This window comes from Nostoc sp. (genome assembly GCF_036917465.1).
GTDB lineage: Bacteria > Cyanobacteriota > Cyanobacteriia > Cyanobacteriales > Nostocaceae > Nostoc.
On sequence record NZ_JBALDL010000018.1, the window covers coordinates 1 to 26940 of the forward strand.

Here is a 26940-nt window from a genome sequence, read left to right on the forward strand (position 1 = left end):
GGTTTCAACTTCAACCAATCAATCATTGACTCTGAAGGTCGTGTAATTGCAACTTGGGCGGATGTAATCAACCGCGCTAACCTGGGTATGGAAGTGATGCACGAGCGTAATGCTCACAACTTCCCTCTTGATTTGGCATCTGCACAAGCGGCTCCTGTTGCTCTTTCTGCTCCTGCTATCAACGGTTAATTCTCAAGGACTAAAAGTAAATAAAAAGCGCCCTCCCAATTTGGGAGGGCGCTTTTTGTATGGATGTATAAGAATTGAAAGTTCAACCCATTTACAAAATTTCACCCGCTAGCAACTTCACATAGCGATCGCGCAGAATCCCCGCTTCAATCATGCGATGATATTCATCTACGAGCATTTGGCTGGCGTTTTCATGCTCACATCATCTCTGTAAGTCTGACTTAATTTTACAGTGTCTCAAAGAGGCGATGCCTGCGGCGGGCTAGGTCTACGCACCTCACAGCTCACCTCGCTAACCCGATAGGCTCAAAACTACACCACTCATAACCTAGCTGTATAACGACTGAACTCACTGGTCATCAGTCCAACCGAATTTTTAGGTTAATAATATTGTAATATCAACTAATATTCCAAAGATGGCATATTAGTTCAGGGTGCGAGGAGCCTGTGGTGAGTGAAGAATGGCAGATTATTTACTACCAGCAGGTAGACGGGACTCAACCAGTTGAGGAGTTCTTCAATGATCCTTCGCTCACCAAGGGCGAATTGAAGCAGTTTCAACTGCGCCTCTACTATCTAAAAAACAAAGGATTAGCCTTACTGGTCGAGCGTTCAGATATTTTAGACAAAATAGAAACAGAAAATAATCTTTATGAATTACGTTTGGATAACACTCCTAACAATATCCGTATCTTTCTCTGTGCATTAACACCTAAGCGTCTAATTTTGCTGCACGCTTTTAAAAAAAAGGGGCGTAAAACTCCACCAAATGAAATTAAGATTGCAGCTAATCGGCGAGATTTGGTAGTAGCGAAGGAGGATAAAACAGATGAGCAATAATCCCCATCTAGGCGGCGATGCTTTAGTTTCCTTAAACAAAATTATCCAGGATACACCTGAGAATCGTCTGGTCGAACGTCAGGAGATTTTTCGGCTTGCTTTAACTCAGGCAATGCGAAATGTACGTAAGCGGCTTGGACTTACCCAAAAGGAAATGGGTGAACGGTTTGGTGTGGGACAAAGTTGGGTATCCAAGTTGGAAGACATCAATAATGATCACACGTTTGACTCCGTACTTGCCTACTTAAACGCTTTAGGCGCAGATTTTGAGGCAGCGATTATTATAGAAAAGCAGCGGGTTGAAATAATTGCAGCAAATCTGACTGTGGATAAGATAGAAGTAGAGGCAGCCATCAAGGCAATATTTGAAGATGCTGACGACACAGAGCCTGTGAACGAAGTGCCAACCGCAGATTTTAACTTAATCTCACCGAAAGAGAGAGAGACATATTCTGAGGCACAGTATGTTCGGCATCGACAAGGAGGTTCTTGGGGGAGGGATAGTGTGGCATGAAAACAATTACTTTTTATTCGTATAAAGGTGGTGTTGGTAGAACACTGGCCGCAGCAAATTTTGCACTTTATCTAGCTAAACTGGGTCGAAAAACTGTTTTAGTAGATTTTGATCTGGAAGCACCAGGTTTAGACGCAAAATTTGCCCAGTTTTCTGGATTTGAATTACCAGCTGATCAAAAAGGACTTCTTGATTACATCCTAGATTATCAACAACAAAATACTGATCCAGGAAGCATTAAGCAAATAAGCCTTCTGATACCAATTCCTTCAAAAAAAACTTCACCCTTGTGGCTCATTCCAGCAGGGCAATATCTCTCCGATGAGTATTACAGAAAGCTGACTGAGCTTAACTGGAATTTATTATTCTCTAAAAAACGTGATGGGGTTGCGTTTTTTCAACAGTTTCTTGCCCGGATTGAAAAAGAATTACAGGCAGATTTTGTGATTATAGACTCCCGCACAGGCATTACCGAAATAGCAGGTATTTGTACACAGCAGCTACCTGATGAAGTTGTCATGCTGTCTCCTTTGAGTTCAGAAAGTATCAAAGTAAGCAAGCATATTAAGCAGCTAATTCAGCAAAGTGCAGTAGCCAAAGCGCTTGGAAAGTCAATCGATGTTAAAGTTGTTGTCTCACGCGTACCAAAACCTAAAGATTTAGACGGCTTTAAGCAAAGATGTTGCCAAATTTTTGACATAGATGAGACTAAACTGTTCTTTTTGTTTTCCTGTGAGAATCTAGAACTAGAAGAGTTCTTGGCAATTGCTGATCCTGACAGTAATAAGGAACTAGTAAGCAATTATGTGCGATTATTTTATGGATTGAATTTAGAACTTTCTAGTGAAAATATTCGGGCTGAGATTGAGCAAATAGGTAGTCGTTTGCTCTTTTCATCTTCACTCGAAAAGTCAGAAGAGGATATTTTAGAGCTAGTTGCACTCTATCCGCATCCAGATGTATATCGTACTGCTATGCGGTTCTTCCGGTTAAGGGAGAACACAGAAAAATTAAGGTCTTTTGGTTGGGAACTCCTTGAGCTATTACCAACTGACCAAGAAGCACAACAAATTCTTGCGGAAAGCTATTTATCTGAGCGGAAGCTTGATAAACAAGATAAGAAAAAAGCTGTGCGTGTCATCGATACCCTATGGCAAAGGGAAGAACTTAACTCAGAACAATCTGTACGCTACGCAGATATATTGGAAGATTTAGAAGAATATTCTAAAAGTTTTGATGTTGTTTTTCCTTTGTGTGATGATCAAGAACTTGATGATGATATCCAAATCCAAGCAAAATTGATTGCAGCTAGAACAGCTTTGAAGCTAGGTCAAACTGAGATTGCAGCGAGATTAATTCCAGATATTCCTCCGAAGCAGCTAGGAGGTTCGCTCATCTTTTTAGCAATAGAAACTTTGAAAGATAATGGAGATTTGGAAGGTGCGTTTGAGTCAGCTAAACAGTTTATACGGCGAGACTACAATCCTACCGTTATAGAGCAAGCAGCTAGTTTGGCTCACCACTTAAATCGTGTCAAAGAGCTAGAAGATGCAATACGTTCACTTGCAAAACTCCGTATATCAAAGGACGAGAGTTTTTACCAAAACTTAAAAGACTGCGGATTGTCTGAACTAGCACGTGAATTACAAAAGTCGTCCTATAAGTATTCATCAGGTCATAATATTAAATAACCAATCCAAAATGCTGTAAAAATGTCATCATAGTTATGGTAATAAGACACTGGAGATAAGACAACGGTTTACGCACGCCCTTTAGCACGGTTAATTGAGCAATTGCAACGGCTGCCGGGAGTTGGCCCTAAATCTGCCCAACGACTGGCTTTGCATATTTTGAAGCGTCCAGAAGCAGAAGTAGAGGCTTTAGCACAAGCTTTAATTGAGGCAAAAAAACAGATCGGTTTGTGTTCTGTTTGCTTTCATTTATCTGCTGAACCTGTTTGTGAAATCTGCCGGAATGCCAATCGGGACAACAAAACTATCTGTGTTGTAGCAGATCCCCGCGATGTGATTGCGCTCGAAAAAACCCGCGAATATAAAGGCAAATATCACGTTTTGGGTGGGGTGATTTCTCCAATTGATGGAATTGGGCCAGAACAGTTAACTATACTGGCTTTACAACGGCGAGTAAGTCAGCAAAAACCCCAAGAAGTAATTCTAGCAATTAGTCCAAGTGTAGAAGGAGAGACAACAACACTATATATCGGTCAGCTACTGAAACCATTTACCAAGGTGACGCGGATTGCCTTTGGTTTACCTGTAGGTGGTGATTTAGAATATGCTGATGAAATAACACTGGCACGAGCATTAGAAGGACGCAGGGAGTTAGATTAGACTTAATTCAAAGGTTTATAAACTAAAAGTAAAGATTTTGAGGTAGGAGCAATTCATGAATTGCCCCTACCTCTAAGGATTAATTCGGTTTACCTGTAATTGTAAATGCTGCCCAGTAGTAAGGATGATTATAAAGATTTTTATCTGATGCCATTTTACTATTTCTATATAGTTGTGTGGCTAAATAAGTTTGAATTCGTAATTCTTCAGGATGCAGATTATTCAAGATATCTTGATACCATTTTGTCAGTTCTCCAGCAGTGAGTTCTTTCAGCCACCGTGTTGCTTCGGCTAAGGCAGTAACTGCTGATTTATCAGGCTGTAATCTTCGGTAAAACTCTATCATTACCAAGGCACTAGCTGAAGATTCTACAATCCAAAGAGTACTCACTACATGAGGAACGCCTTGATTCACAAAACCACTAGCTAAACTCACATATTCGCTGCTGATAGTGTAGTTGCTAAGACTTAAATTTTCACAGTCAGAGAGAGTAATCAGGTTGTAACTTGATAGATTTTGTTGGCAAATTTCATCTAGAGTAAGTTTATCTTCACCTGCTAATGCTAATTCTGATTTTTTGGGTTCAGCCAAATTATTAGTTACATGACCTGTAAAATTAAAGATGTTATATCTATAAAACAAGGCATTTTCAACAATATCTTTTGTAGCTTCTACTCCCTGAATTCGTTCGATATTATTGAACATCTGACTAACAACTTCAGACTCCAGTTTGGCAAATTTTAGTGGAGGATAATCTGCACTTTCAGGATGTTCAACACTCAGCAATAACTGATTTTGCCACTGCCAAATATCTTCAGTTCTGATTGATAAACCTCTTTGCGCACTAGGTAGATAGATGGCGGTGAAATTTGACTCCACATTCGGTAACTCTTCCTGAGATTGAGAAGAGAGATGGAAAAGGGTATGAATGGGCAATCTATACAAGTCGCGGTGAGGAATTAAAACCAGTTGGGTGATGCCTTCGAGTTCCTGGGTAATTGTGGAAATATTCAGGATGCTATACAACTGCATCAACTTCTCTTCCATATCAACTCGCCAAGAATGTTGGCTTTTACTTTCTTTGTCTTGGGCTGTGGTGCGATATTCTTGGTATTGTTGATGCCAATCTTCTAGCCAGATTTCAAATTCAATTAGGCGTTGTACTGCTTCGGGTAGCGGTAATTCATTGAGACGGATAGCGTCTTCTCCTAAAGGTATTCCGCCGACATCTTGCATGGGTGTAAATAGGAGAATCGGTGATGGCGCTTGGTCTTTGAGAATGAAAGTATGTAAGGCTACTGGACTAATATGCCAGTAAATAATTGCTGTTGTGGGATTGAATAGTTGTTGAATTGCACTATAATGGGGCGAGTAAATATTATCATTCCATCCAGAAAGCAGCCTGTTTAAACAAGCATTTTTGCCTTGTTCGGCAATTTCCCAAGCTTCTACTAAATCACCAGATTCTACTGCTAAATCAACTGCCAATTGATCGAAGCCGGCAAATTTCAAAGCTAGCTGTTTTTTACTTTCATCTGAGCGAGTTTCTTCACTCAGCAATTGTCGCAATAAATCTGTACCGCGTTGCAGCAATTCTTGAACTTGTGTTGTTTGTCCCAAACCCATTAGGACTTTGCTGAGAGATTGTAAAACCTCTAAGTGGAACTGGGGAAAATATTCTAGTGTCAGAGTTAACAGCGCTTGATGGTATTCAGACGCTGCTTTGCGCCAATAATCGCGGGGATTGCTATGTTTTTTGCCTTGTTCGTAGTAAGTATTAGCGATCGCCAAATGCAATCTCCCCCAACCTTCTGGATGGGTATCTGTCCGCAGATGCTTTAACCCTTCTTCATAGCTGGCTAATTTTCCTTCGTAGCCAACCTGTTGTAAGTCGGGATTTATCGCTGTAATACTACTCGACAAATTCCGCAATGCGTCAGTATCTACTAAATGACCGATCGCAGTTCCCCTACCAATCCAAGCTTCCCAATAATCTTGTTTAATTTCCAAAGCGCTGTCATAACAGGCGATCGCTTCAGCAAATTGTTCTAAATAAAACAGTGCTACTGCCTGATTATACCAAGCTAGATGGAAGTCGGGTTTAATGGCGATCGCTTGGCGATAGGAGGCGATCGCTTCTTGGCGACGACCTAAGTTGTCTAACGCTATACCTCGGTTGTACCAAGCTAAGTAGAAGTCGGCTTGAACTGATAGTGCTTTATCCCAGGATGCGATCGCTTCTGACCACCTTCCTAAATTAAACAGCACCACACCCCGATCTATCCAAACTTCGTGATACTCTGGGTCAATTTCTAGGGCTTTATCGTAGGATATAATCGCTTCTGCAAATTGTTCGCCGACAGCTAGGGCTATGCCTCGGTGATACCAGTTTTCCTGGTCTTCTGGTTCCAAATGCAGGGCTTGGTCATAACTGGCGATTGCTTCGGGTAGCCAACCTAATTTCAGTAGTGCCAAACCCTTGCTAGACCACGCTTCTTGATAGTCTGGCTTGACTTCTATGGCTTTGTCAAAAGATGCGATCGCTTCTTCAAAATATCCTAATTCTCCGAGAGTTCCGCCTCGGTTGTACCAAGCTTTGTAGAAGTCGGGTTTCAGTTCTATAGCGGTTTCGTAAGATGCGATCGCTTCTTCAAAACGTTCTAAATGGAATAGTGTTAAACCTCGATTAAACCAATATTCGGAAAATTCTGGTTCAAGTTCAATAGCTTGATCGTAAGATGCGATCGCACCTAATAAATCACCTGTTTTCGCTTGCTGAAGACCTTGGTAAAACCACCCTTGAGCGTGGGTAATCGGATTATCGCTATGTCGCTCAATAGTCCCAGGAGAATTAGTGCTTTGAACTGCCAAGTTAGAAGCAAGTTGCTGGACTAAATTGGTACTCTGATCCAATCTCACCCACAACTCATCTAATGTATTAGCCACATTTGGCTCTAAATTTGTCAAAGCGTTATCCCAGGTTTCCACTGAGGGAGAAGTTGTTAATTCAGTTCTTTGTCTAGTAGAAAGGAGATTTGCTCCTGTTGTACTTTGAATAACTTCTTCATCATCAAACCTTAGTTGGGTTAACAAGGTAATTGAATCTTCCTTTGCGGGGAGAGGAAGATTTTCGGGTATTGTGGTTTGGGCTTCTTCCCTTTCATACTCCAATACCAATTCCTCTGAAATCTCGGTGAATCTTTCCTCAAAAGAGGTATTTTCCGGTGCTGATGCGATTGGCTCAACATCTGGCGCGTCATATTCCCATAACTGCTCACCTAAGCTACGAATTAGCTCTTGCCCAGGCGAAATTGGGATAATTTCTTCATCGGTTATGATTTCTCCAACATCTGGCTCATCATCCTCCCATAACTGTTCGCCTAAATTGCGCAGCAGTTCTTCCCCAGGAGTGGTTTCTATGACATCTGCCTCATCATATTCCCATAACTGCTCACCTAAATTGAGGAGCAGTTCTTCCCCAGCAGTAATTTCTGCCCCATATTCTTCAGGAGTGATTTCTAAGCCCTCTTCTGGATAATTCTCCTCATACTCTATCTGCGTAGGTGAGTTTTGCATCATTCGGATGCCAATGTCATAAGCAACATCTCCAATTCTGCCAACACCAAGTTCCCCCAATTGCACCATCTGGGCTGCTAAAAGAGAATTCGGTGTAGGTGAAGCTAGCAAGCTTTCGCCAAACATCACCAACCAATCTATCCAGCGTTCAGCCGGAATCCGATTTTCGACCCGTTGCAGATACCTCAATGCCCACTGTCGTCCTCGTGCTTGATGCACGCCTTCCAACAATTGGATAAACAATTGTTCTAGATCGGCATTGGTTAGTTCTGGTAGTACACCCACCAGATTACGCCCTCTCGCACCCTTGAGAGAACTACCCTGCTTACTTTCAATGAGGCGCTTTAAAAACCTTTTAAGCGACTGCGATATCCGCCTGAGCATCTGCCACACTATTGGATTTTGTTTTTCTAGATTGTAGCCATCGTTGTGTTAAAAAAATCATCAATTACGTAAAAATCCATTAGATTGTGACGGCGCTTCCGTCGCAGGTTAGCAAAAAATATACAAACATTCAAGAGTACAGTATTACAACGTTACAATACAATTCCCCGATTCGACTAATTTTCTGTTTGCTCTGTAGTCGATTGACCGGCAGGATATAATTGATCGATCAATGCCTGGACAAGCAGTTGTGGATCATCTGTTTCAACGGCAAGCTGTTGAGCAATCTGCTGGCGTAAGTTTTCATCGTCCTGCAACATCACAAACAACTCTTCTAGGGTGACAGTCTGGTATTCTCCCTCTGGGGGGTTCTCTGGCGTATCTACTGATTCTGATATGGGGATAATTGGCTCAGAGGGTAAAATCGTGCTAACAGCATCTGTTTCTTCATATTCCCAAATTGGTTCGCCTTGATTGCGTGTCAACAGCTGCATCCCGATACTATAGGCAACATCTCCGACTTCTCCGATGTTCAACTCACCTAGTTGTACTAACCGCGCAGCTATTTCATTATTGGGTGTAGGTGATGCTAGCAATTTTTCGCCAAAGCGCCCTAACCACTTAACCCAGTCTTCAGTTGTAATCCGATGTTCAATATTATGCAGCCACTTTTGCGCCCAGGCTTCCCCTCGTGCTTGATGTACTCCTTGCAATAGCTCGGTGAAGAGAAATTCCAGATCGGTATCGCTTAGGGGTGGTGCTGGTTCTTTTGGGATATTCCCTCTAGATTTTGAGACATTCTGTTTTCCACCGAACAAGCTCTGAAAAAGCTTTCTGAGCCATTGAAATAGCCGCTTGAGCATCTGCTGCACCATCGAATTTTGTTTATCCTAAAATTGTAGCGATCGCACTGGACTATAGCGTTAGTTCAGTCAATAAAACGTATAGTCATTAGTCATTTGTCATTTGTCAAGAGTTATTTTCCCCTACCCCCCAATCTTAAATAGAACAAATGTACTAAATGCTATGCTATAATTCCGATACGTTGATGTTGGAATCATAGTCAAGAATATGATCTGGTGGCTTGCTTTCCTGAGTGCCAAAATTGACGGCACTAGTTGAATGTAAGCGCTATGGCAATATCGATAAACAAAGCAGGTACGAGAGTTTAAAATAATTGAATCCTAAACTCGACTCGGTGCTACTAATTCACGTTGAAAGGCATTGAAGTCTATTTTTCCATGTCTTACGAACCCCTGCACCACAAATATCGCCCCAAAAGTTTTGCTGAACTGGTGGGACAAGAGGCGATCGCTACCACCCTCACGAACGCGATCGGCACATCCAAAATAGCCCCCGCCTATTTATTTACTGGGCCAAGAGGTACGGGGAAAACTTCTAGCGCCCGGATTTTGGCTAAATCTCTCAATTGTCTCAAAAGTGATCGCCCCACTGCTGAACCCTGCGGCGTGTGTGATGTTTGTCAGGGAATCACCAAGGGTTATGCCTTAGATGTAATTGAAATCGATGCTGCTAGTAATACTGGTGTCGATAATATCCGCGAGTTGATTGAAAAAGCCCAGTTTGCTCCTGTGCAGTGTCGTTACAAGGTTTATGTCATTGATGAATGCCACATGCTCAGTACCCAGGCATTCAACGCGCTACTTAAGACCCTAGAAGAACCACCGAGGCACGTAGTTTTTGTATTGGCGACAACAGATCCACAACGGGTTTTACCAACAATTATTTCGCGCTGTCAAAGGTTTGATTTTAGACGCATTCAATTAGAGGCGATGGTTAAGCATTTAAGTGCGATCGCATCTTATGAAAGCATTCATATTTCACCTGAAGCTGTAACCCTTATAGCCCAACTTTCTCAAGGCGGGTTGCGGGATGCCGAAAGTTTACTCGATCAATTGGGTTTATTAGCTGGTGAAGTGACACCAGATAGAGTTTGGGATTTGGTGGGGACGGTAAGCGAACAGGACTTATTGGGGCTTTTAAATGCGATCGCTCAAAATAAACCCGAAGCGGTTCTAGACTGTACTCACTACATTCTAGATCGTGGTCGAGAACCCCTAACTCTCCTCCAAAATCTTGCCGCCTTCTACCGCGATTTACTCATTGCCAAAACTGCACCCAACCGCCACGATTTGGTTGCTTGTACTCAGCAAACCTGGACGGCGCTGGTTGAGTTTGCCCAATACTTCGATATGAGCGTGATTTTAGCGGGACAGCAACACCTGCGAACATCGGAAGTGCAAATTAAAAACAGCACCCAGCCACGTTTGTGGTTAGAGGTAACATTACTAGGATTGTTACCCAGTGCGACGAATATTCAGCTACAAGCACCAAGTGTCGCGCCGCGAGTTAACTCACCGGCTGTTTCTCCTAGCTATCCTCTAGCAGTTCCCCAAAATCATGCAGTCTCTTCTTTACCGATAGCTGAACCACAAACAATTCATAATTCTCCAAACCATCATGTAGCGCCTGCTCAAAATCAGCCCGTTGCTTCATCTCCAGTAGTTGAACCGCAAACAAATCATAATTCTGCTGTTAACTCAGTTTCACCACCAACCCCAGAACCTGTAGCTGTACCTGTGTCGCCTGCGAACGTTGAACCAGTAACTTCAGAAGTTGTTGGAGAAGCACAATATGATTTAACTCAGGTTTGGCAACAGGTGCGTGCTAATTTTCCGATGCCTTCCCGACAAGCTTTACTCGGGCAAATGTGCCAGCTAATAGAGTTTAACGGTACTGTAGCGCGTATTGCTGTCAAAGGAGCTAAGTGGTATGAAACACTTAAATCCGATCTCCCGATGATGAAGGCAGCTTTCCAAAAGACTTTTGGGTGTGAAGTTCAGGTAAACTTGGAACAAATAAGCTCTCTAACTGCTACCTCCGCTAAGAAAGCTCCTCCGCCAAAAGAATCTAGTCGCGTCCAGCAACCAGCTACTCCAAGTTACAACCAGCAAATTTCGCCTCCAGCGCCAGTACCACAGCCAGCAACGCCACCACCAGCACCACTAAAAACCGAGCCGGTAGCAAGAAATGGAAATGGGGCAAATGGAAATGGGGCAAATGGAAATGGGGCGCAAACTTTGCCTCCAGCACCACAGCGAACACCTGCACCTGATTGGGAAGTTGATGAAGTAGCGATCGCCGCCCAACGTCTAGCAGAATTCTTTAACGGACAAGTTATCCGCTTTGCAGATGATTTCCCAGAATTTTCCGATTCCATAACTACACCTGAATGGGTAGAAGAATCAGAAGTGGATGATTAAAAATTGGGCATTGGGCATTGGGCATTTGGGAAAGACCTGAGAAAGTTCTCCTCTGTCCTTCTACCCCTCTACTCGATCATCTCCCTATTTCCCATGCCCCATGCCCCATTACCTATTCCCCATTCCCAGTATGTAAGGTTTTCACCCATTTTAGGCGCTTTGGCCTTACCGACATTCGGGCAGTAGCACTGCTCATTACGAGTAGCCAGTGCAACATATATAAACTGCCACGCATAGTTTGCACTAGCATCAGCAAATATGTAGAAAGTGAGAATTTCGGATCTTGACGGATGCGCCTTAGACCTGTATACATTCCTACCATCGACATGGTAACGGACAAACCTGTAATGGGACTTAACATTGGTGGACGATGACGCGCGATCGCCATTAATAAATCTGGGACTGTTGCTGTGGGTAAGATATACATAATCAGCATAAAAATCAGCAAATCCCAGCTTTTGCGCCATCCCATGCGGTTTTTGAGAATTAAATCCCAATAATCCAGATAGCGTTGATAACCGCCTTCTGCCCATCGGTTGCGCTGATGCCAAAGTGCGATCGCATTTGTCACACCTTCTTCTTGCACTGCTGGATGGAAAACACACTCAATATCCCATTTATCCAAATGTAAGCGGATTGTCAAATCCAAATCATCGGTAATGGTTTCCTCATTCCAGCCACCGCAGCTTTCCAAGGCTGAACGCCGGACAAATTGACCATTGCCCCGCAGTTCGCCAATACCACCAAGGGCAGTGCGCTGTTGCTGAAACCAGGTATCAAGAGCCATTTCGGCCATTTGCCCCTTAGTCCAAAAGTTTTCTTTAGCGTTGGCAATCGCTTTTCGCACCTGCACCGCCCCCACTTTTTCTCTTTGAAATAAAGGTATTACTTGTTGCAGCATATCTGGTGCAACTTGGGCATCAGCATCAAATACTGCTATAATTTCACCCTTTGTCAGTGGCAACACCTGATTCAATGCCCCTGACTTGCCGCCACTAGCTTCTGCTGAACGCCTGAGTACTTTCAGTTGGTCGTGTTTCTGCTCTAATTCTGCTAATAAATGTGGCGTGCGATCGCTGCTGTGATCGTCAATAATCCATACTTCATATTGCCCACCTGGATATTCCAGATTACAAAGATTTTTGACTAATTTTGCAATTACCGCTTCCTCATTTTTCGCAGCCACTAACACAGATACAAAGGGCAAATCTCCCTGTATTTCTTTTGGATGGCGACGGGATTTAGTAAACACTACCACCAAGGCATGAAATCCTAGAATGGTGGTCAGTCCTAGAATAAATATAGAAGCCCAAGAAACTAAATGTAGAGCGATCGTGCCACTCCAGACAACGGTCAAGACTAAAGCTGCCTTACGTCTACGACCTTGAAACCGGGATGGTAAAGACATAGGATCTGTCTCTAACACTGACTCCTCATCTACTGATAGGTCAGACAACAAGGAGTTGAGCGGATCAAGCTCTTGATAAGAATCTTCTTCGGGCCAGGAATTCGCTGGCATAGGTTAGGTTGCTTGATTCAAAAACCAGTATTTGTCTACAGTTAGTAATTTTACGGACAAATATCCCTAAGCTACTTTTCCCGATATTAATCGGAATGGGCAAACTGCAATACCCGCTATCCCTAAGCAAAAAGCCGACGGGACTACCTTTGTTGTCACCGCCACTCTGGATAATTACTTAGCATTAACCACGTTTCCAACTCTTAGACAGAGGCTTGATTCCTTTGATAACCACTTGGGCAGGAAGCTTGTAGAGTAGAACTTTCTTCAATGAGAACTCCGGTTTATGCAAAGTGATACCAAGGTAGGAGCAGCTTTTTGTTGGGAGAAACAGCAATAATAACATCCACAACTTTATAGTGGGGATTTTTCATGTTATGTTATTGCGCCCAGCTTCGATCAAAGTTAATGCAGCCTTATTGTAACCGAAATTTTAATATTTCTTAGCAGTAACTTCATTTATGCGGCATTGAGTAAAAGAGGCGGAGGGGCTGGGGGAAGGGTGCAGAGAAGAGGAATTTTCTCCCTGCTCCCTACTCCCTCGTTCTACTGTGTGCTTTAGGCACATCTTTTGGGAACACTACTAACATCCACTAATATCCTTAGTTGCCAACTAACTTGAGGAATATTTAACAATGTCTATTGAGCAACTCCAGCCTGCTACTCAGCAACAAGCCAGTGTTTACTTACCTTACGTCCAAGGTACTAAGCGCAATTTCTTACCCTATGCCATCAGTCTTTATCAAAAAGGGGTCTTGGAAGGACACCGGAAGATAGAAGCTAGTGAACATATACCCTTCGTCGCCTCCTGGAATGTTGCTACTTTACCCTCAGACTTAACCCGTTGCCGAATTCAGTTTGATGGTAACGCAGACCTGAGTTACGAACTGATGATGGCTAGTTTCGAGTTTATTAATTTTTTAATTGAAGTTATGGACAACTATAAACGTCATCGCCTGACCGATTTTTCACAACCGTTTTACCGCAAGTTATTGCGTATAGACGATTGATTAAACTCAGCCGGACTTTTACAAGTTCGGCTTGTATTTAAAATTGATAGGTAAGCAAGTTCGTAGTAAGTATTTTAGAGGATGTTTGAAAAGTTCTCTTTTCGGTATCAAAAGTTTTAGATCCCTCTAAATCTCCTTTAAAAAGGGAGATTTTGATTCCGGTTCCCCCCAAGTGAAGCAAGTGGCTCCCCTTAAAAAGGGGGACTTTCAGAGACTTTGCCCCCCTTCTTAAGGGGGGTTGGGGGGATCAGCAAGTGCCTAAAATTACAGCCAGCCACTTTTAAAACATCCTCTAAAATTGGTTTAATTGAATCTGTAATTAAGATACTTTGTGAATGCTCCTGAAGATTTTTCACAAATGTACCATCTGAATCTGGTAAGTCGCTGTGATCGGGTAAAGTTAATGTTGATAGGGAAGTCACGTCGCTTCGCTCCGAATTCAAAATTCAAAATTCAAAATAATAACCCCGATAAATTTAGTTGCTCTGTGTCATGAGTCTTTGTGGGTCATAATAAAAACTAAAATTATATTTATATTGTATCAATAAGAGGCAGAATAAATTTATTGGTTCAAAATTCCTCTTAGGCATTTTTTGATTTTGAATATTTCAATCCAAAATCAAAAATTTAAAATCCAAAATTTGGGGATTGAATAGTGTTAATATTTTCTACAATTTTGCTTTCGAGACTTTTTCAATTTGCCCAGTAAAGTATGCTTCTTCATATTTAAGTTGTTGTGCTATTTTCAATCCTTTTTTAAAAGCTGTTAATGCTTGAGGAAAATCTTTGCGTTCTAGATGTAATTGCCCAATTTGGTCGTAAGCTTGCATCACCCCGTACAAGTTGGCGGCTTGCGTCTGTGTCTGTACAAGAATTTGGCTAGTCTGTAAAGCTTCGTCTATTTGTCCTTGAGAACGGTACAGTGCAATTAACTTCTGCAAAGCTTCACCAGCACGAACGTATTCTAGTAATTGCCAAGCAGTGGTATAAGCTTCTTGATAATTATTAAAAGCTTCTAGGAGTAAGTTAGGATCTTTCTTTGCTAAAGATTCGTAATTTGAAGCGATCGCTAGCTTTAATTCTGGGATTTTAGTAAGATTATTTTCACTAACATAAATTTTTACTAGTCTATTAAGTACATTCAATGACTGCTGCGGTTGCTCTGTCTGCTCATAAATGTAAGCCAGCCGTTGCAGATATGTTAACTCCTTTATATGCTCACCTTGGGAAGTCGCTAAACCCAATAATTCCTCGTAGACTGGGGCAGCTTTGGTATAATCAAACCAAGTTAAATGTAGTTCGCCCATTGTCTCAAGTATTTCTACTAGTGCTAGCGGATCTTTTTGCTCTCGCACCACTAACAAAACTTGGTCGTAAGCTTCTACAGCTAGTTTAATCGATCGCACATCTTGGTAAGCTTGGGCTAGCGATCGCCACAATTCTAGATCGACTTGGGCAGTTTTTTTCTGAGATTTTGCCTGTTTTTGAATGGCTTGCAATCGCTGCAAAATATATTGTACTTCTTCTCCATTGTTTTGCTTCCAGGCGATCGCCCCGACTCGTGATAGCGCTTGCACCTCTGCGAATGGCCCGAAAAAGCGCCGCAAGCGAAGTTCCCGGTTCCAAATTTCAAACGCCGTCACCTGATCCCCTCCTTGCAGTTTCGCTGCTGCTTCTTGATTTAAGGTATCTAGTGCTGGCTGTAACTTTTGCTGTTCTTGAACAGTTAACGGCTGTTTATCCTTGGGCGAACGTGGCAGCAGTGGATCGGGTGTGGTAATTTCTAGGGGACTAGGAGGAAATTGATCCGGTGGTTTGGGTTTTTTAGTCTGTGCCAATGTCAAGGAATTGCTAAAGAGTATAGCGGCAGTCACAATCACAATTAAGCGCCTCAGCATGGGTACTTTACCTTACCTTGAGTTAGTTGCATGAGTTAATTATCCCCATGCCATATTATTTTTACCTTATTCCAGAAATTCCGAAGCGTCACTTCTGCGAAACGCTACGCGAACGTCTGAGAGGATGTTTGAAAAGTCCTCTTGTGAGTATCAAAACGTTCTAGATCCCCCTAAATCCCCCGATAAATTGGGGGACTTTGATTCCAGTTCCCCCCTTTTTAAGGGGGGTTAGGGGGGATCAACAAGTGTCCAAAATCACAACAAATTACTTTTCAAACAACGTCTGAAACTGTCTAAAATGTTTGAATTTTGAATTGTTAAATAGTCTACGTATTTAATCAGTCAATTTAATATCAAGCTAATATAAGCTCAATCTGCAAGCAGAGCATCTCAAGGACAATCAAGCCCTTGAGGTATTCAAAGATAGCCAGAACCGGATTGAATCAATGGCTTTACATCCACGAGAAACTATATCAATCTCAAGACTTGGCAAGAATTGATTTTGCTGACTATATTCAAGATTTAGTAACTAATTTATTTTATTCATACAACGTTAATTCCAGCGCCATTACCTTGAAAATGAACGTTGAGGAGGTTTTTCTAGCTATTGATACAGCTATTCCTTATGGCTTGATTATCAATGAACTTATTTCAAATTCCCTAAAATATGCTTTTCCCTCAAGAGAACCGGGAGAAATTTCTATTGGCTTTTGCTCTCTAGAAGCAAATTTATTTACACTTACTATCAGTGATAATGGTGTCGGTTTTTCCCAAGACTTTGACTTTCAAGCTACATAATCATTAGGACTGCGGTTAGTTAAAGGTCTAACACATCAGTTACAAGGCAAAATAGATTTTATCAGTTATAACGGAGTGAAGTCTAAAATTATATTTCCGAATAAAAACTTCTAACCTTATAACTTACCAAAGTCATGAACCCAATAAATATATTAGTTGTTGAAGATGAATTCATCGTGGCGATGGATATACAAAATCGGCTTAGAAAATTTGGATATACTGTTCTGGGACTTGTCGATTCTGGAGAAGAAGCAATTAAAAAAGCAGCAACCGATTCTTTAGATTTAATTTTAATGGATATTCACCTCAAAGGAGAGATGGACGGGGTGGAGGCTGCTCAAATAATTCATAATATTTTTAATATTCCAATAATCTATCTTACTGCTAATGGAGATGAATCAACACTGAATAGAGCTAAGGGAACAGAGCCATTTGGCTATATTCTCAAACCCTTCAAAGAAAAAGAGTTAAAGTTCACTATTGAAATTACCCTTTCTAAGCATCAGACGGAAAAAAAATTAAAGCATAATGAACAATGGCTGACTACTGTACTTAAAAGTATTGGAGATGCTGTAATTACTAGTGACGCATCTGGAACTGTGAATTTTATGAATCCGATTGCAGAAGAGTTGACGGGTTGGAATTATTCAGATGCCTTTGGTAAAGAAACAACTGAAATATTCAATATTGCTCATGAAGAAACGCGAAAAATCATTGAAAGTCCAATCAGACAAGTTTTTCAGTCTGGCGTTACTGCCGGTATACCAGAGCAGACGATACTTATTGCTAAAAACGGTACACAAATTCCAATTGATGATAGTATTGCAGCGATTAAAGATGACAACGGTAACATTACAGGTGCAGTTTGCGTTTTTCAAGATATCACTGAGCGTAAGCAGATATTAGACGCATTAGCGCGTCGTGAGCAAGAATTCAAAGCATTAGTTGAAAATGCACCTGATATTATTTCCAGATTTAACCCTCAATTACAATACGTTTACGTTAATCCGGCTATTGAAAAGGTTACAGGGATATCAGCCGAAACATTTATCGGCAAAACAAACGCAGAGTTAAATTTACCAGAAGAATTTTGCGCGATATATGATCATAAGGTTCAGCAAGTTTTTCAAACTAAACAAGAAACCGAGTTTGAATGCAGTTTAGCGATCGCTTCTCAAACAACACATTACCATACCCGTCTTGTCCCTGAATTAGCTAGCGACGGTTCAGTATACTTTGTCTTAAGTATTTCTCGTAACATTACCGCTCTCAAACTGGCGGAGGCACAATTAATTCATGATGCTTTTCACGATATACTAACTAGCTTGCCAAACCGTGCCTTATTTATAGAACGGCTAGAACGGGCGTTGATACTGGCAAAACGACGTGCGAACTATACATTTGCTGTTCTCTTTCTAGACCTAGATCGCTTCAAAATTGTCAACGACAGTCTCGGCCACATGATTGGCAATCAACTCTTAACTGCCCTTGCTCGTAGATTAGAGAAGTGTCTGCGTGCTGGAGACACAGTTGCCCGTATAGGGGGAGATGAATTTACAATTTTGCTTGATGATATCAACACCATTAATGACGTAACGGGCGTAGTGGAGAGGATACACAAAGCTCTGACATCTGCATTCAAACTCAGCGGATATGAGGTATTTACTACCGTCAGCATTGGTATCACCCTGAGCAAGGGTAGTTACAACCATCCAGAGGAACTGCTGCGTGATGCTGACATTGCAATGTATCGTGCCAAAGCATTAGGTAAAGCACGCCATGAGATGTTTGACTCAACCATGTACACCCAAGTAACGAAGCTATTAGAGTTAGAGATGGATCTACGGCGGGCTGTTGAACGCCAGGAGTTTCAGGTTTACTACCAGCCAATTGTTTTGTTAGAAACTTGCAAGATTATTGGTTTCGAGGCTCTCGTTCGCTGGCAACATCCACAAAACGGATTAGTTCCTCCAAATAACTTTATTCCACTAGCAGAAGAAACTGGGCTAATTATTCCTATTGGTTATTGGGTACTGGGTGAGGCTTGTCGGCAGATGCGGGCTTGGCAAATCCAATTTCCAACCGATCCACCTTTAACAATTAGTGTAAATCTTTCCACTAAACAGTTTTTACAACCCAATCTGATTGAGAAAATTAACCAAATTATGCAAGAGACTGGCTTGGAAGCCAGCAGTTTAAAGCTGGAGATTACCGAAAGCGTATTGATGGAAAATATTCAATCAGCAACTTTGATGCTTTTGCAGCTGCAACAGATGAATATCCAATTACATTTAGATGATTTTGGCATAGGCTATTCATCTTTGAGTTACCTGCACCGCTTTCCAAGTAATGCCTTAAAGATCGATCGTTCTTTTATTACTAAAATTGGTGTTAATGGAGAAAACTTGGAGATTGTTCAGGCGATCGTTACCCTAGCTCAGAATTTAAATATAGATGTAATAGCAGAGGGCGTAGAAACAGTAGAGCAACTAGCACAACTTAGAACCATGAGATGCAAATACGCACAGGGATATTTTTTCTCCCAACCCCTGGATAGCAAGTCGATAGAGACATTAATTGCATCTGGCATTTAGTCGAGAGAACAATAGCTTCATCGACGAGGAAAGGGGGCAGGGGGCAGGGGAAAAGAATTTTTAATTTAAAAAAGGTCATTTACTCTCTTTTTCTGCTGCGGCTCGTTCCTGTGTTAATCTGTCGATCGCATCACCCAAGGCAGTAGTAAGGCTATTGCGGGTTTGGGCGTGGTTATCTTGTTCAGTTTTCAAAGCTTGCAAAAGGCGATCGCGTTCTTTGATTACAGCAATAAGTTTAGCTTGCAACTCCTCCACAGATTTTAGCTGTTCTATCTCTTTTTGGATCGTTGTTACTGATGTCTCAGCAGCCAGTGTTTCAACCTCAAAACCTCGCAGTTTATGCAAATCTGCCTTCAGAGATGCGATCGCCTGTTGGGACAATTGGGCATCTGTGCGGCGTTGTTCTGCTTCTGTGTTGTAAAGCTGTCGCCATTTTTGCGTACTTTCCCAAGCCGTATTGCGATCGCTCTGAAGTGTCGCCATCTGCTCTCTAAGTTCCTGGATTTCTGTCAACCACTGTTGTGTAAAATCTTGATTCATAGTTATTGGGGATTGGGGATTGGGGATTGGAGATTGGGAATTGGGAATTGGGAATTGGGAAATAATCATAAATGGTTCTTCTCCCCCTGCTCCCTCATCTCCCCACTCGGTATTATTGCGGTAAAAAGATAAATGCGATCGCTACGCCAAATTTGGCACAGTAGTTAAGAAGCCTAACCAGTTTTACCTCTAAATTATGCCAAACCCTCGTTTTTTCCGCTTCTTTCGCCACCTCAATTGGCGCACGCTCAAAAAAACTTTTGCCAGGACAATCGAAAGACGACTTTTGGGACTAGCTTCGGAAATCGCCTTCAATGCCATGTTATCGCTGTTTCCAGCGATTCTTGCTGTCCTCACAGCTATTGGTTTATTGGCAGAATCTTTACAAGATACCTTTAAACAGTTAGCGGCACAACTTAGTCAAGTCTTACCTGAACAAGCCCTGGTTCTGATTCGTGATTTTGCTACCACAGAAATTACCAATTCTAGAAACAGTAGCTTATTTTCTCTGAGCTTTGTATTAGCAATTTGGACTGCTTCTGGGGCGGTGAGTACCGCGATGACAGCCCTCGACCAAATCCATCAAATTCCTTCAGAAAAGATCCGCCCCTTTTGGAAAGCCAAGCTTGTCTCTTTGGGATTAACAGTCGGTACTATGTTGCTTTTAGTGCTGGCTTCTTTCTTAGTGTTTACTAGCGACTGGCTGTTAGGAATGGTAGTACGCGAAAATGGTTCTTTGAGCTTCTTATTGCATCTTTGGCAGCTGTTACGCTGGCCTTTAGCTTTAAGTATTGTTGCCATCGCCTTTGGCTTTGTCTATCGCTATGGGCCAAGTGCGTGGAACTCAGGCACACCAATGATGCCTGGAGCAATTTTAGCAGCTGTTTTCTGGGCAATATTGTCTGCCCTATTTCGGCTTTATGTGGCTAATTTTGGCAATTATAATAAAGTATATGGTGCTGTAGGGGCTGTGATAGTTTTGATGCTCTGGTTGTCGATGAGCGCTGCTGTACTCTTAATTGGCGATCAGTTGAATGTAACAGTCGGCAAAGATATGCGCCCAAAAGCGCAGTCAGAATCTAACGAAAAATATTAATTTGTAAATCCCTGAGAAAAGTTTTGCAAAAGCTCAGTAGGGGAGTAGAATGTCTAACGATTCAATACAAAGTTAGCGATCGCCTTCATGCCAGATTCTAACCCTCGGTTTTCTATGATTGAACCTGATGCCAAAGCACCCACCTTGAAGCGCCTGCGTCAGTTAAGTCGGCTCCTAGATAATATTATTACCATTCCTGGTACAAAGATTGGTTTTGGTCTAGATCCAATTTTAGGACTTATACCTATTGGTGGTGATTTTTTGGGTGTTATGTTTTCTAGCTACATTATCTTAGAAGCAGCGCGGCTGGGTGTATCTAGAGCCACTTTAGGCAAAATGGTTGTAAATGTGATCCTTGATGGCTTAGTAGGTGCTGTTCCAGTTCTGGGAGACTTTTTTGATTTTGCCTGGAAAGCTAACACTAATAATATCAAGCTCTTGGAAGAATACTTAAAGTTTCCCAGCGAACAAAAGAGTGCAGACAGATGGTTTATCATTGCCCTTTTGTTTGGATTGTTGATAATTTCCATTATTTTAGTAGCATTACCCGTGATACTAATTAGAATGCTGTGGAATGCTTTAAGTGGGGGTTAAATTAATTCGTAATTCGTAATGGGCTACGCTAACGTAATTCGTAATTGAAATTTAGAGCATGATACATAAATTGCTGGGATTAAACTGAAGTATTTGCTGAGTACCTTGTTAGCTGCTATTGACATCAACTAGCAAAACTATAGAAGTCATATTTGACTCCTTCCTATTGCCTGCTTGCCTAAGCAAATAAATTCCAAAATCATAACAGACTGCTATAGTTAAATTATTTATGATAAATTAATGAAAGATTGGTGGCAGGCTACCTTCCCTAAAGGACGGCAAAATCTAATTATTAGTGATATTCAAGGGTATCCTGTACAAATTTCCTATGGCGAAAAAGGTAGAGGTAAACCACTAATTTTATTACATGGCATGGGTAGTTGGAGCTATAATTGGCGACATAGCATAGGAGCATTATCTAAACATTTTCGGGTAATTTGTTTTGATGCCAAAGGTTTTGGTTTTTCTGAAAAAACATTGTTTCGCAAAGAACATAACGGTCATCAAATTATTGAGTTTCAAAGAATTATTCAAGCATTGTGTGATGAACCCGTAATAATTGTGGCTGAATCTCTAGGGGGACTAGTTGCCCTTGCCCTAGCTCAAGAAAATCCGCAGTTAATCAGACAGCTTGTAGTAGTAAACGTACCTGTTTTTACTAAACAACTACCTCATTGGGGTATGTGGTTACTAGCCCAAATTCCGCGAGAAGTAATAGAAACAATTGACTCTTTACGTTTGGCATATTTGTTTGCACCTCTACTAAGAGAAATTATGGCAATAGAAAGACGTAGGGTATTATTTGATCCGTCAATTTTGACCCAGGAAGATGTCTATTGGATAACTTACCCATTTATTGAATTTCCTGGTACGATTGCCAAAGTTGCTGAAGAGTTACAAATAGCAGCACGAGAAATTGAGAATTGGCAAGTAAATAAACCAAATATGCTTACCAAAATTCAAAATAACCTGAGTGCAATTAAATGTCCTACACTAGTTTTGTGGGGCGATCAAGATAGTTGGTTTCCTGTTAGTCATGGTGAAAAATTACATCAGCATATTCCCAATTCCAAATTAAAAGTTTTGTCTAACTGCTATCATGATGCCTCAACAGGTGCTTTTGAGGAGTTGAATGCAGCGATTATTGAGTTTTTACGGGATACTGAATTTTGAAAGAGAATTCTGTTTCAATAAAAAAAGAGTGGGAGGAAGCATATCAGTCAGCTTTCAAACTCCCACTCTGCCATTTGCTGCTGAAGCGAACAGGAATTTATACAGACGTTACCCGTTATTTAGGGGCTAATGCGTACTTCAACAACAACGCCTATACGCATTTAATATTCCAGTTGCAGCAAATGCCAAACCTGATTATTAATATTTATCTGCTGAGAAAAATCCCCTGCAAATAATTGCTAGAGATAGTATTTTTATAAATCACTTAGTAGATGGTGTTTGACCAAAGCAATTTACTTGTGTGGTAGCCCCTGATAAAACCCTTGAAGTCGTTTATCTTTATACAATTTAACTTGGGTAATCGGAGCCTGGTTGCCATTTTGCCAGGTTTTTAAATTCCCTAATGGGACTCATATCATGTCCGCCAAATTATCCATAATAAAAGAACCCCACCCCGCCAAAGCATAGCTTTGGCGGGGTGGGGTTCTTCAGATTTAATTAAATAATCAAGGGGACATCATATCACGTGAAAATTAAATATCAAGCTAGACAATTGTATTCAGCAGAAAATTCTTAACCTTGATTGGTACATTGGTGATTCCTAAAAAACCACTCTTAAGCGATAGTATAGCTGTAGTTTCTTTTAATTCTCCCATCTATCATGCCAAAACAGTCTTTAGGTCTTGATAACCAACTCTATAATTACCTTTTATCCGTTTCGCTGCGGGAACCGGAGATTCTTTTGAAGTTGCGCCAAGAAACCGCTAGCCATCCCAGAAGCAGAATGCAGATTTCACCAGAACAAGGGCAGTTTATGAGACTACTGGTGCAGCTGATTGGAGCCAAGAAAACCCTGGAAGTTGGCGTATTTACAGGTTATAGTTCACTCTCAGTAGCCTTAGCACTTCCTGAAGATGGTAAGATTATTGCTGCTGATGTGAGTGAAGAATTTACTGCGATCGCTCGGCGGTATTGGCAGCAAGCTGGAGTTGCCGATAAAATCGATCTGCGACTGGCTCCAGGTTTGGAAACTCTAGATGCGCTTTTGGCAGATGGAGAAGCCGAGACATTTGATTTTGCCTTTATTGATGCAGATAAAGAAAATTATGATGGATATTATGAGCGATCGCTGCAATTAGTTCGTCCAGGTGGATTGATCGCTATTGACAATGTTTTATGGTTAGGAAAAGTTGCCGATCCGCAAATTCAAGATGAAAACACCCAATCAATTCGGGCGTTTAACGAAAAGTTACATCATGATGAACGGGTTACACTTTCCCTTGTCCCAATCGCCGATGGACTAACTTTAGCTATCAAGCGATCTTAGGAATAAGAATTAAATAACATACAGTTAATGTCCCTGGCTTACCTCACACTCAATCCCTCTCCTTATAAAGGAGAGGGAAGTTAGAGACAGAATAAAGTTTTGCATTTTATTTAATCCACGTTCCTTAGTATAGTTTGATTTCTAATTCTTTATAAATTATGCAAACACCAGCCAAAACCATTATTTCTAGGTAGGGGCAATTCATCTTTCTAGGTAGGGGCAATTCATGAATTGCCCCTACCTTCAGTTAGAAGTTGTAGCCAAGTCCTAATTGTAGCCCGACATCAGTGTCATCCATAAAAGCAGCATTTACAGCGCCATTTAACGTAAATTTGGAACCGAGAGGAACGTCTACACCACCAGTTAGCAGTAATCCAATATCGGTATTGCCATTAGCTTCTATGGCTACACCAGCGCCGATATAAGGAGCTATAGCGAAGGTTCGTCTACCCACATCAGCAGTTGCGCGGGGAGTAAAATCTAAAGTCAAGGGAACCATAAACAATGTATCATCCCCAAAGATCACTGATGGCCGCACTGAGATATTGCGTGTCAGACCAATTTTGCTGAACACTGCAAAGTTACTGTTGCCCAAAGCTGTATCGTCACCGCTCAAACCAATGTTACCACCAACCCCTATATAGCTAGGGCCACCAAGAGTAGTTCTACCTGGTTTAACATTAGGCGTTGTGCCATCTGTATTCCCTGTTGGTGGTTGATTTAACTGACTGATGTTAACATCAGGCGGGACAAGGACTTGGTTAATTGCATGGATAACACCATTGCTAGCTTTAACGTCTGCCTGGATAACTCTGGCATTATTCACCGAGATTTGATTGCTAGCGCGATCGATTTGAATATTTACCGGTTTTTCTTCAGCAGTATTCAGTTGCCCAGCTGTGAGTTGACTAGAACTTACTGCACCAGGAACGACATGGTATGTCAAAATCTTAATCAATGCTTGTTTGTTTTCTGGTTGCTGTAACTGCTGTAATGTTGCAGCAGGCAAAGCAGCAAACGCTTGATCCGTGGGAGCGAAAACTGTATAAGGGCCTGGTTGTTGAAGAATATCTGTTAAACCAGCTATCTTTAATAAAGAAGTCAGAGTTGTCAAAGAATTACTGGATGCAGCAAGAGAAACAATATCAGTACCGGTTTGAGTGCCGCCAGCAGTTCCACCTACAATATACTGACTAGCTGGAAGATTGCTAGCAATTGGTTGTACCCGTCCCTGTTTAGCCAAAGCTTGATACAACAGTGCCGCAGCTTCTGCACGAGTTAGGGGTTGTTGCGGATTGAGTTGTTTGACATCTGGATAATTAACAACAATATTAGATTGTGTTGCGCTAGTAACACTTGCAACAGCATAGCCTGGAATATTTGAAGCGTCCGTGTAATAGGTGCTAAGGTCAGTACTGCTTCCAGTGCTGCTAGCAGTCAAACCCAAACCACTTGTTAAAGCAACGATCGCCTGTACTCTAGGTATTTGTTCGCTTGGTTTAAACACGTTCCCAGGATAGCCTGCCAGAAATCCTGTTTCGTAGGCGTACTGAATTACAGAAGTCGCCCAATAGCCAGCCGGAACGTCTCTAAATCCACCTGCGCTTAATTGCCGAACTCGGTTTTGGCTAGGGAAAGCTTTTTGAATAAGTGCAGCAAATTCAGCACGAGTTACAGCTTGATTTGGTCTGAAGCTGCCATCAGGAAAGCCAGCAATCACACTATTGTCAGCTAGGGCTTGAATGAAGGGACTCGCCCAATAATCTGAGGAGACATCAGATAAGTTAACTCTGGAAGTTGGGGTTGGTGTTGCAGATGGAATAGCATCTTGAGATGAAGCTGGGGCAGAAATTACGATAGGAGTTATTGTCGCAGCTGTCATTCCCAGAACTACTAAAGCAACCCTTGCTGATGGCCAACGAGAAAAACTAAACATGGAAATATCCCCTCTTGAAATACTTAGATTGACTACTGGAAAATACTGGATGCAAGGTTAAGTGAATAGAAATATCCAGATGATTGCTTGGTTTGCCTCGATATCGAAGCGTTAACTCTGGAATATTAAAGTGTTGGACATTATAAGTAGCTGCTCTGACATCTCATCACATTAATCCAAATCTTCACCACATAATATTGCTAGAATTCCTATTTGATTTTGCAGAAACCGCAAATCGCAATAATAATGATAGGCAGTGTTTCTGTGGTAATATGGTATGTTGCAACAATAAAGATGATTAATGCCAGTAGGCGATTTTGTCAGATTTAAAATCGCATGCAAGCAATAAGGTTATGGGCTTTTAATAGCCGTCTCTCTATAATTGCCAATGAGGGTTAAAGCAGTCAATATCAATGTATCATGATATTTTGCAAGATTTCAAAAATAAAATTTCTCTAAGTGATATGGTGTATTATTATTCTTTATAGTAACATTATACAACTAACTAATGGCTAGGGTTTGAGGAAAAACTTTCACTCCTTAGATAGTTGTTGTTGATGATGGAATAATTTCAAATAATAGACTGCAAATTAGCGATCGCAATCAATATTTTGGGGCAATCATGCCCCAAAATTTTTTTGTAAAAAACAATTTTATGAAAATCTACCCAAGCCAAGGATAAACTAGGGTTTTTGAATTTCATCGAAGTCCAACGTCTTTGTGCGTTTTGAGCCAGTCAGAAGGGCTGCCTATCTCTGCCGTAGCAAATCTGCAATTGAGGTTAGTAATTCATAATATGGTTTCTTCACCTTGGAACAGAGGTTGTGAAGACAACAATAGCCAGACTAGCTCACCATTTGGCTTATAAAAGCCACACACTACATTCAAGCAAGGTTTACCTTTTTTAGCAGCGATCGCAGGGTGAGTCTCACTGAGTAAAGGAGAGCCATCTTCATGAATAAATTTCCACTTGGGATCGAGTAGATTTTGCCCTACAAGCTGTTCTGCGGTTAGTCCTAAAATGCGATCGCTATCTGCATTGCAAGCTTGAATAGTGCCATCAGCCAACAGAAGCACCATTCCCTCTTGTTTTTTGGCTAGCAGCGAATAATTGGCTTTATTACTAACTTGCCTGTGCAGCAGCTTTTCATTAGCCAGCTGGTTTTGGGACTTTTCCGCATCTGGCATTTTATCAATTAAAACTGGATTCATCCATATCAAAACTCCGTTCATCCACCTTTGAACTGGATTCATCCATATCAGAACTCCGTTCATCCACCTTTGAACTGGATTCATCCATATCAGAACTCCGTTCA

General features: G+C 41.5%; 19 protein-coding genes and 2 pseudogenes. 13 read left to right on the top strand and 8 right to left on the bottom strand.

The annotated features are described in order from the left end of the window. From V7K38_RS03650 to recR, 5 genes and pseudogenes are all read left to right on the top strand, one after another. Positions 1–189: pseudogene (locus V7K38_RS03650) on the top strand (photosystem II q(b) protein); the annotation flags it as partial. Between the two features lie 450 nt (positions 190–639). After that, a complete protein-coding gene (locus tag V7K38_RS03655) occupies positions 640–1029 on the top strand; it encodes a type II toxin-antitoxin system RelE/ParE family toxin (protein ID WP_334855539.1) in 390 nt (129 codons plus the stop codon). Then, positions 1019–1543, top strand: a complete 525-nt coding sequence (locus V7K38_RS03660) for a helix-turn-helix domain-containing protein (RefSeq protein ID WP_334855540.1) — start codon at positions 1019–1021, stop codon at positions 1541–1543. The genes V7K38_RS03655 and V7K38_RS03660 overlap by 11 nt, the downstream gene beginning before the upstream one ends. Further along, the gene (locus V7K38_RS03665) at positions 1540–3234 is read left to right on the top strand and encodes a KGGVGR-motif variant AAA ATPase (protein ID WP_334855541.1); all 1695 of its coding nucleotides are present in this window, start codon (positions 1540–1542) and stop codon (positions 3232–3234) included. The genes V7K38_RS03660 and V7K38_RS03665 overlap by 4 nt, the downstream gene beginning before the upstream one ends. A 102-nt stretch (positions 3235–3336) precedes the next feature. Next, positions 3337–3894, top strand: a complete 558-nt coding sequence (gene recR, locus V7K38_RS03670) for a recombination mediator RecR (RefSeq protein ID WP_334855543.1) — start codon at positions 3337–3339, stop codon at positions 3892–3894. Between the two features lie 79 nt (positions 3895–3973). On the opposite strand, the gene V7K38_RS03675 is transcribed toward recR, so the two are convergent. Continuing rightward, positions 3974–7855, bottom strand: coding sequence for a CHAT domain-containing protein (locus tag V7K38_RS03675; RefSeq protein WP_334855544.1), 3882 nt, complete (start codon positions 7853–7855; stop codon positions 3974–3976). A gap of 176 nt (positions 7856–8031) precedes the next feature. Continuing rightward, a complete protein-coding gene (locus V7K38_RS03680; protein ID WP_334855561.1) occupies positions 8032–8718 on the bottom strand; it encodes a hypothetical protein in 687 nt (228 codons plus the stop codon). A 378-nt stretch (positions 8719–9096) separates the two neighbouring features. Here V7K38_RS03680 and V7K38_RS03685 point away from each other — a divergent pair, with 378 nt between their 5' ends. Continuing rightward, on the top strand, positions 9097–11139 hold the full coding sequence (locus tag V7K38_RS03685; protein ID WP_334855546.1) for a DNA polymerase III subunit gamma/tau: 2043 nt from the start codon (positions 9097–9099) through the stop codon (positions 11137–11139). A 112-nt stretch (positions 11140–11251) separates the two neighbouring features. Here V7K38_RS03685 and V7K38_RS03690 read toward each other — a convergent pair whose 3' ends face one another. After that, on the bottom strand, positions 11252–12658 hold the full coding sequence (locus V7K38_RS03690) for a glycosyltransferase (RefSeq protein ID WP_334855548.1): 1407 nt from the start codon (positions 12656–12658) through the stop codon (positions 11252–11254). Positions 12659–13293: 635 nt separating this feature from the next. On the opposite strand from V7K38_RS03690, the gene ebsA reads away from it, so the two are divergent. Next, complete coding sequence (gene ebsA, locus V7K38_RS03695; protein WP_334855550.1) at positions 13294–13668, top strand: type IV pilus biogenesis protein EbsA; 375 nt, start codon at positions 13294–13296, stop codon at positions 13666–13668. Between the two features lie 284 nt (positions 13669–13952). On the opposite strand, the pseudogene V7K38_RS03700 reads toward ebsA, so the two are convergent. Beyond that, a pseudogene (locus V7K38_RS03700) lies at positions 13953–14090 on the bottom strand (Uma2 family endonuclease); the annotation flags it as partial. A 246-nt stretch (positions 14091–14336) separates the two neighbouring features. Further along, positions 14337–15566, bottom strand: coding sequence for a tetratricopeptide repeat protein (locus V7K38_RS03705; protein ID WP_334855551.1), 1230 nt, complete (start codon positions 15564–15566; stop codon positions 14337–14339). Positions 15567–16004: 438 nt separating this feature from the next. On the opposite strand from V7K38_RS03705, the gene V7K38_RS03710 reads away from it, so the two are divergent. Next, positions 16005–16364: a sensor histidine kinase gene (locus V7K38_RS03710; protein WP_334855552.1), complete on the top strand. Its 360-nt coding sequence runs from the start codon at positions 16005–16007 to the stop codon at positions 16362–16364. 134 nt (positions 16365–16498) lie between these two features. Next, entirely contained in the window at positions 16499–18958 is a 2460-nt protein-coding gene (locus V7K38_RS03715; RefSeq protein ID WP_334855553.1) for a GGDEF domain-containing response regulator, read from the top strand. Between the two features lie 75 nt (positions 18959–19033). On the opposite strand, the gene V7K38_RS03720 is transcribed toward V7K38_RS03715, so the two are convergent. Next, the gene (locus V7K38_RS03720; RefSeq protein WP_334855562.1) at positions 19034–19498 is read right to left on the bottom strand and encodes a hypothetical protein; all 465 of its coding nucleotides are present in this window, start codon (positions 19496–19498) and stop codon (positions 19034–19036) included. A 196-nt stretch (positions 19499–19694) separates the two neighbouring features. Between V7K38_RS03720 and V7K38_RS03725 the strand changes: the two genes are divergently transcribed. The 4 genes from V7K38_RS03725 to V7K38_RS03740 all read left to right on the top strand — a co-directional run bounded on the left by V7K38_RS03725 (position 19695) and on the right by V7K38_RS03740 (position 23688). Then, positions 19695–20594, top strand: coding sequence for a YihY/virulence factor BrkB family protein (locus V7K38_RS03725; RefSeq protein ID WP_334855554.1), 900 nt, complete (start codon positions 19695–19697; stop codon positions 20592–20594). A gap of 87 nt (positions 20595–20681) precedes the next feature. Next, complete coding sequence (locus V7K38_RS03730; RefSeq protein ID WP_334855556.1) at positions 20682–21188, top strand: DUF4112 domain-containing protein; 507 nt, start codon at positions 20682–20684, stop codon at positions 21186–21188. A 240-nt stretch (positions 21189–21428) separates the two neighbouring features. Beyond that, on the top strand, positions 21429–22361 hold the full coding sequence (locus tag V7K38_RS03735; protein ID WP_334855557.1) for an alpha/beta fold hydrolase: 933 nt from the start codon (positions 21429–21431) through the stop codon (positions 22359–22361). A gap of 661 nt (positions 22362–23022) precedes the next feature. Continuing rightward, on the top strand, positions 23023–23688 hold the full coding sequence (locus V7K38_RS03740) for a class I SAM-dependent methyltransferase (protein ID WP_334855558.1): 666 nt from the start codon (positions 23023–23025) through the stop codon (positions 23686–23688). A 247-nt stretch (positions 23689–23935) separates the two neighbouring features. Here V7K38_RS03740 and V7K38_RS03745 read toward each other — a convergent pair whose 3' ends face one another. Together V7K38_RS03745 and V7K38_RS03750 are read right to left on the bottom strand one after the other, a co-directional pair. Further along, positions 23936–25624 carry a fasciclin domain-containing protein gene (locus V7K38_RS03745; protein ID WP_334855559.1) on the bottom strand — a complete coding sequence of 563 codons (1689 nt, stop codon included), beginning with the start codon at positions 25622–25624 and terminating at the stop codon, positions 23936–23938. A 789-nt stretch (positions 25625–26413) separates the two neighbouring features. Continuing rightward, positions 26414–26836, bottom strand: coding sequence for a PAS domain-containing protein (locus V7K38_RS03750; RefSeq protein ID WP_334855560.1), 423 nt, complete (start codon positions 26834–26836; stop codon positions 26414–26416). Positions 26837–26940: the final 104 nt, after the last annotated feature.

Coding starts and splice junctions, on each gene's coding strand:
- V7K38_RS03660 (WP_334855540.1), top strand. CDS start 1,019: ATGAGCAATAATCCCCATCTAGGCGGCGATGCTTTAGTTTCCTTAAAC.
- V7K38_RS03665 (WP_334855541.1), top strand. CDS start 1,540: ATGAAAACAATTACTTTTTATTCGTATAAAGGTGGTGTTGGTAGAACA.
- V7K38_RS03675 (WP_334855544.1), bottom strand. CDS start 7,855: ATGCTCAGGCGGATATCGCAGTCGCTTAAAAGGTTTTTAAAGCGCCTC.
- V7K38_RS03680 (WP_334855561.1), bottom strand. CDS start 8,718: ATGCTCAAGCGGCTATTTCAATGGCTCAGAAAGCTTTTTCAGAGCTTG.
- V7K38_RS03685 (WP_334855546.1), top strand. CDS start 9,097: ATGTCTTACGAACCCCTGCACCACAAATATCGCCCCAAAAGTTTTGCT.
- V7K38_RS03690 (WP_334855548.1), bottom strand. CDS start 12,658: ATGCCAGCGAATTCCTGGCCCGAAGAAGATTCTTATCAAGAGCTTGAT.
- ebsA (WP_334855550.1), top strand. CDS start 13,294: ATGTCTATTGAGCAACTCCAGCCTGCTACTCAGCAACAAGCCAGTGTT.
- V7K38_RS03705 (WP_334855551.1), bottom strand. CDS start 15,566: ATGCTGAGGCGCTTAATTGTGATTGTGACTGCCGCTATACTCTTTAGC.
- V7K38_RS03715 (WP_334855553.1), top strand. CDS start 16,499: ATGAACCCAATAAATATATTAGTTGTTGAAGATGAATTCATCGTGGCG.
- V7K38_RS03720 (WP_334855562.1), bottom strand. CDS start 19,498: ATGAATCAAGATTTTACACAACAGTGGTTGACAGAAATCCAGGAACTT.
- V7K38_RS03725 (WP_334855554.1), top strand. CDS start 19,695: ATGCCAAACCCTCGTTTTTTCCGCTTCTTTCGCCACCTCAATTGGCGC.
- V7K38_RS03730 (WP_334855556.1), top strand. CDS start 20,682: ATGCCAGATTCTAACCCTCGGTTTTCTATGATTGAACCTGATGCCAAA.
- V7K38_RS03735 (WP_334855557.1), top strand. CDS start 21,429: ATGAAAGATTGGTGGCAGGCTACCTTCCCTAAAGGACGGCAAAATCTA.
- V7K38_RS03740 (WP_334855558.1), top strand. CDS start 23,023: ATGCCAAAACAGTCTTTAGGTCTTGATAACCAACTCTATAATTACCTT.
- V7K38_RS03745 (WP_334855559.1), bottom strand. CDS start 25,624: ATGTTTAGTTTTTCTCGTTGGCCATCAGCAAGGGTTGCTTTAGTAGTT.
- V7K38_RS03750 (WP_334855560.1), bottom strand. CDS start 26,836: ATGAATCCAGTTTTAATTGATAAAATGCCAGATGCGGAAAAGTCCCAA.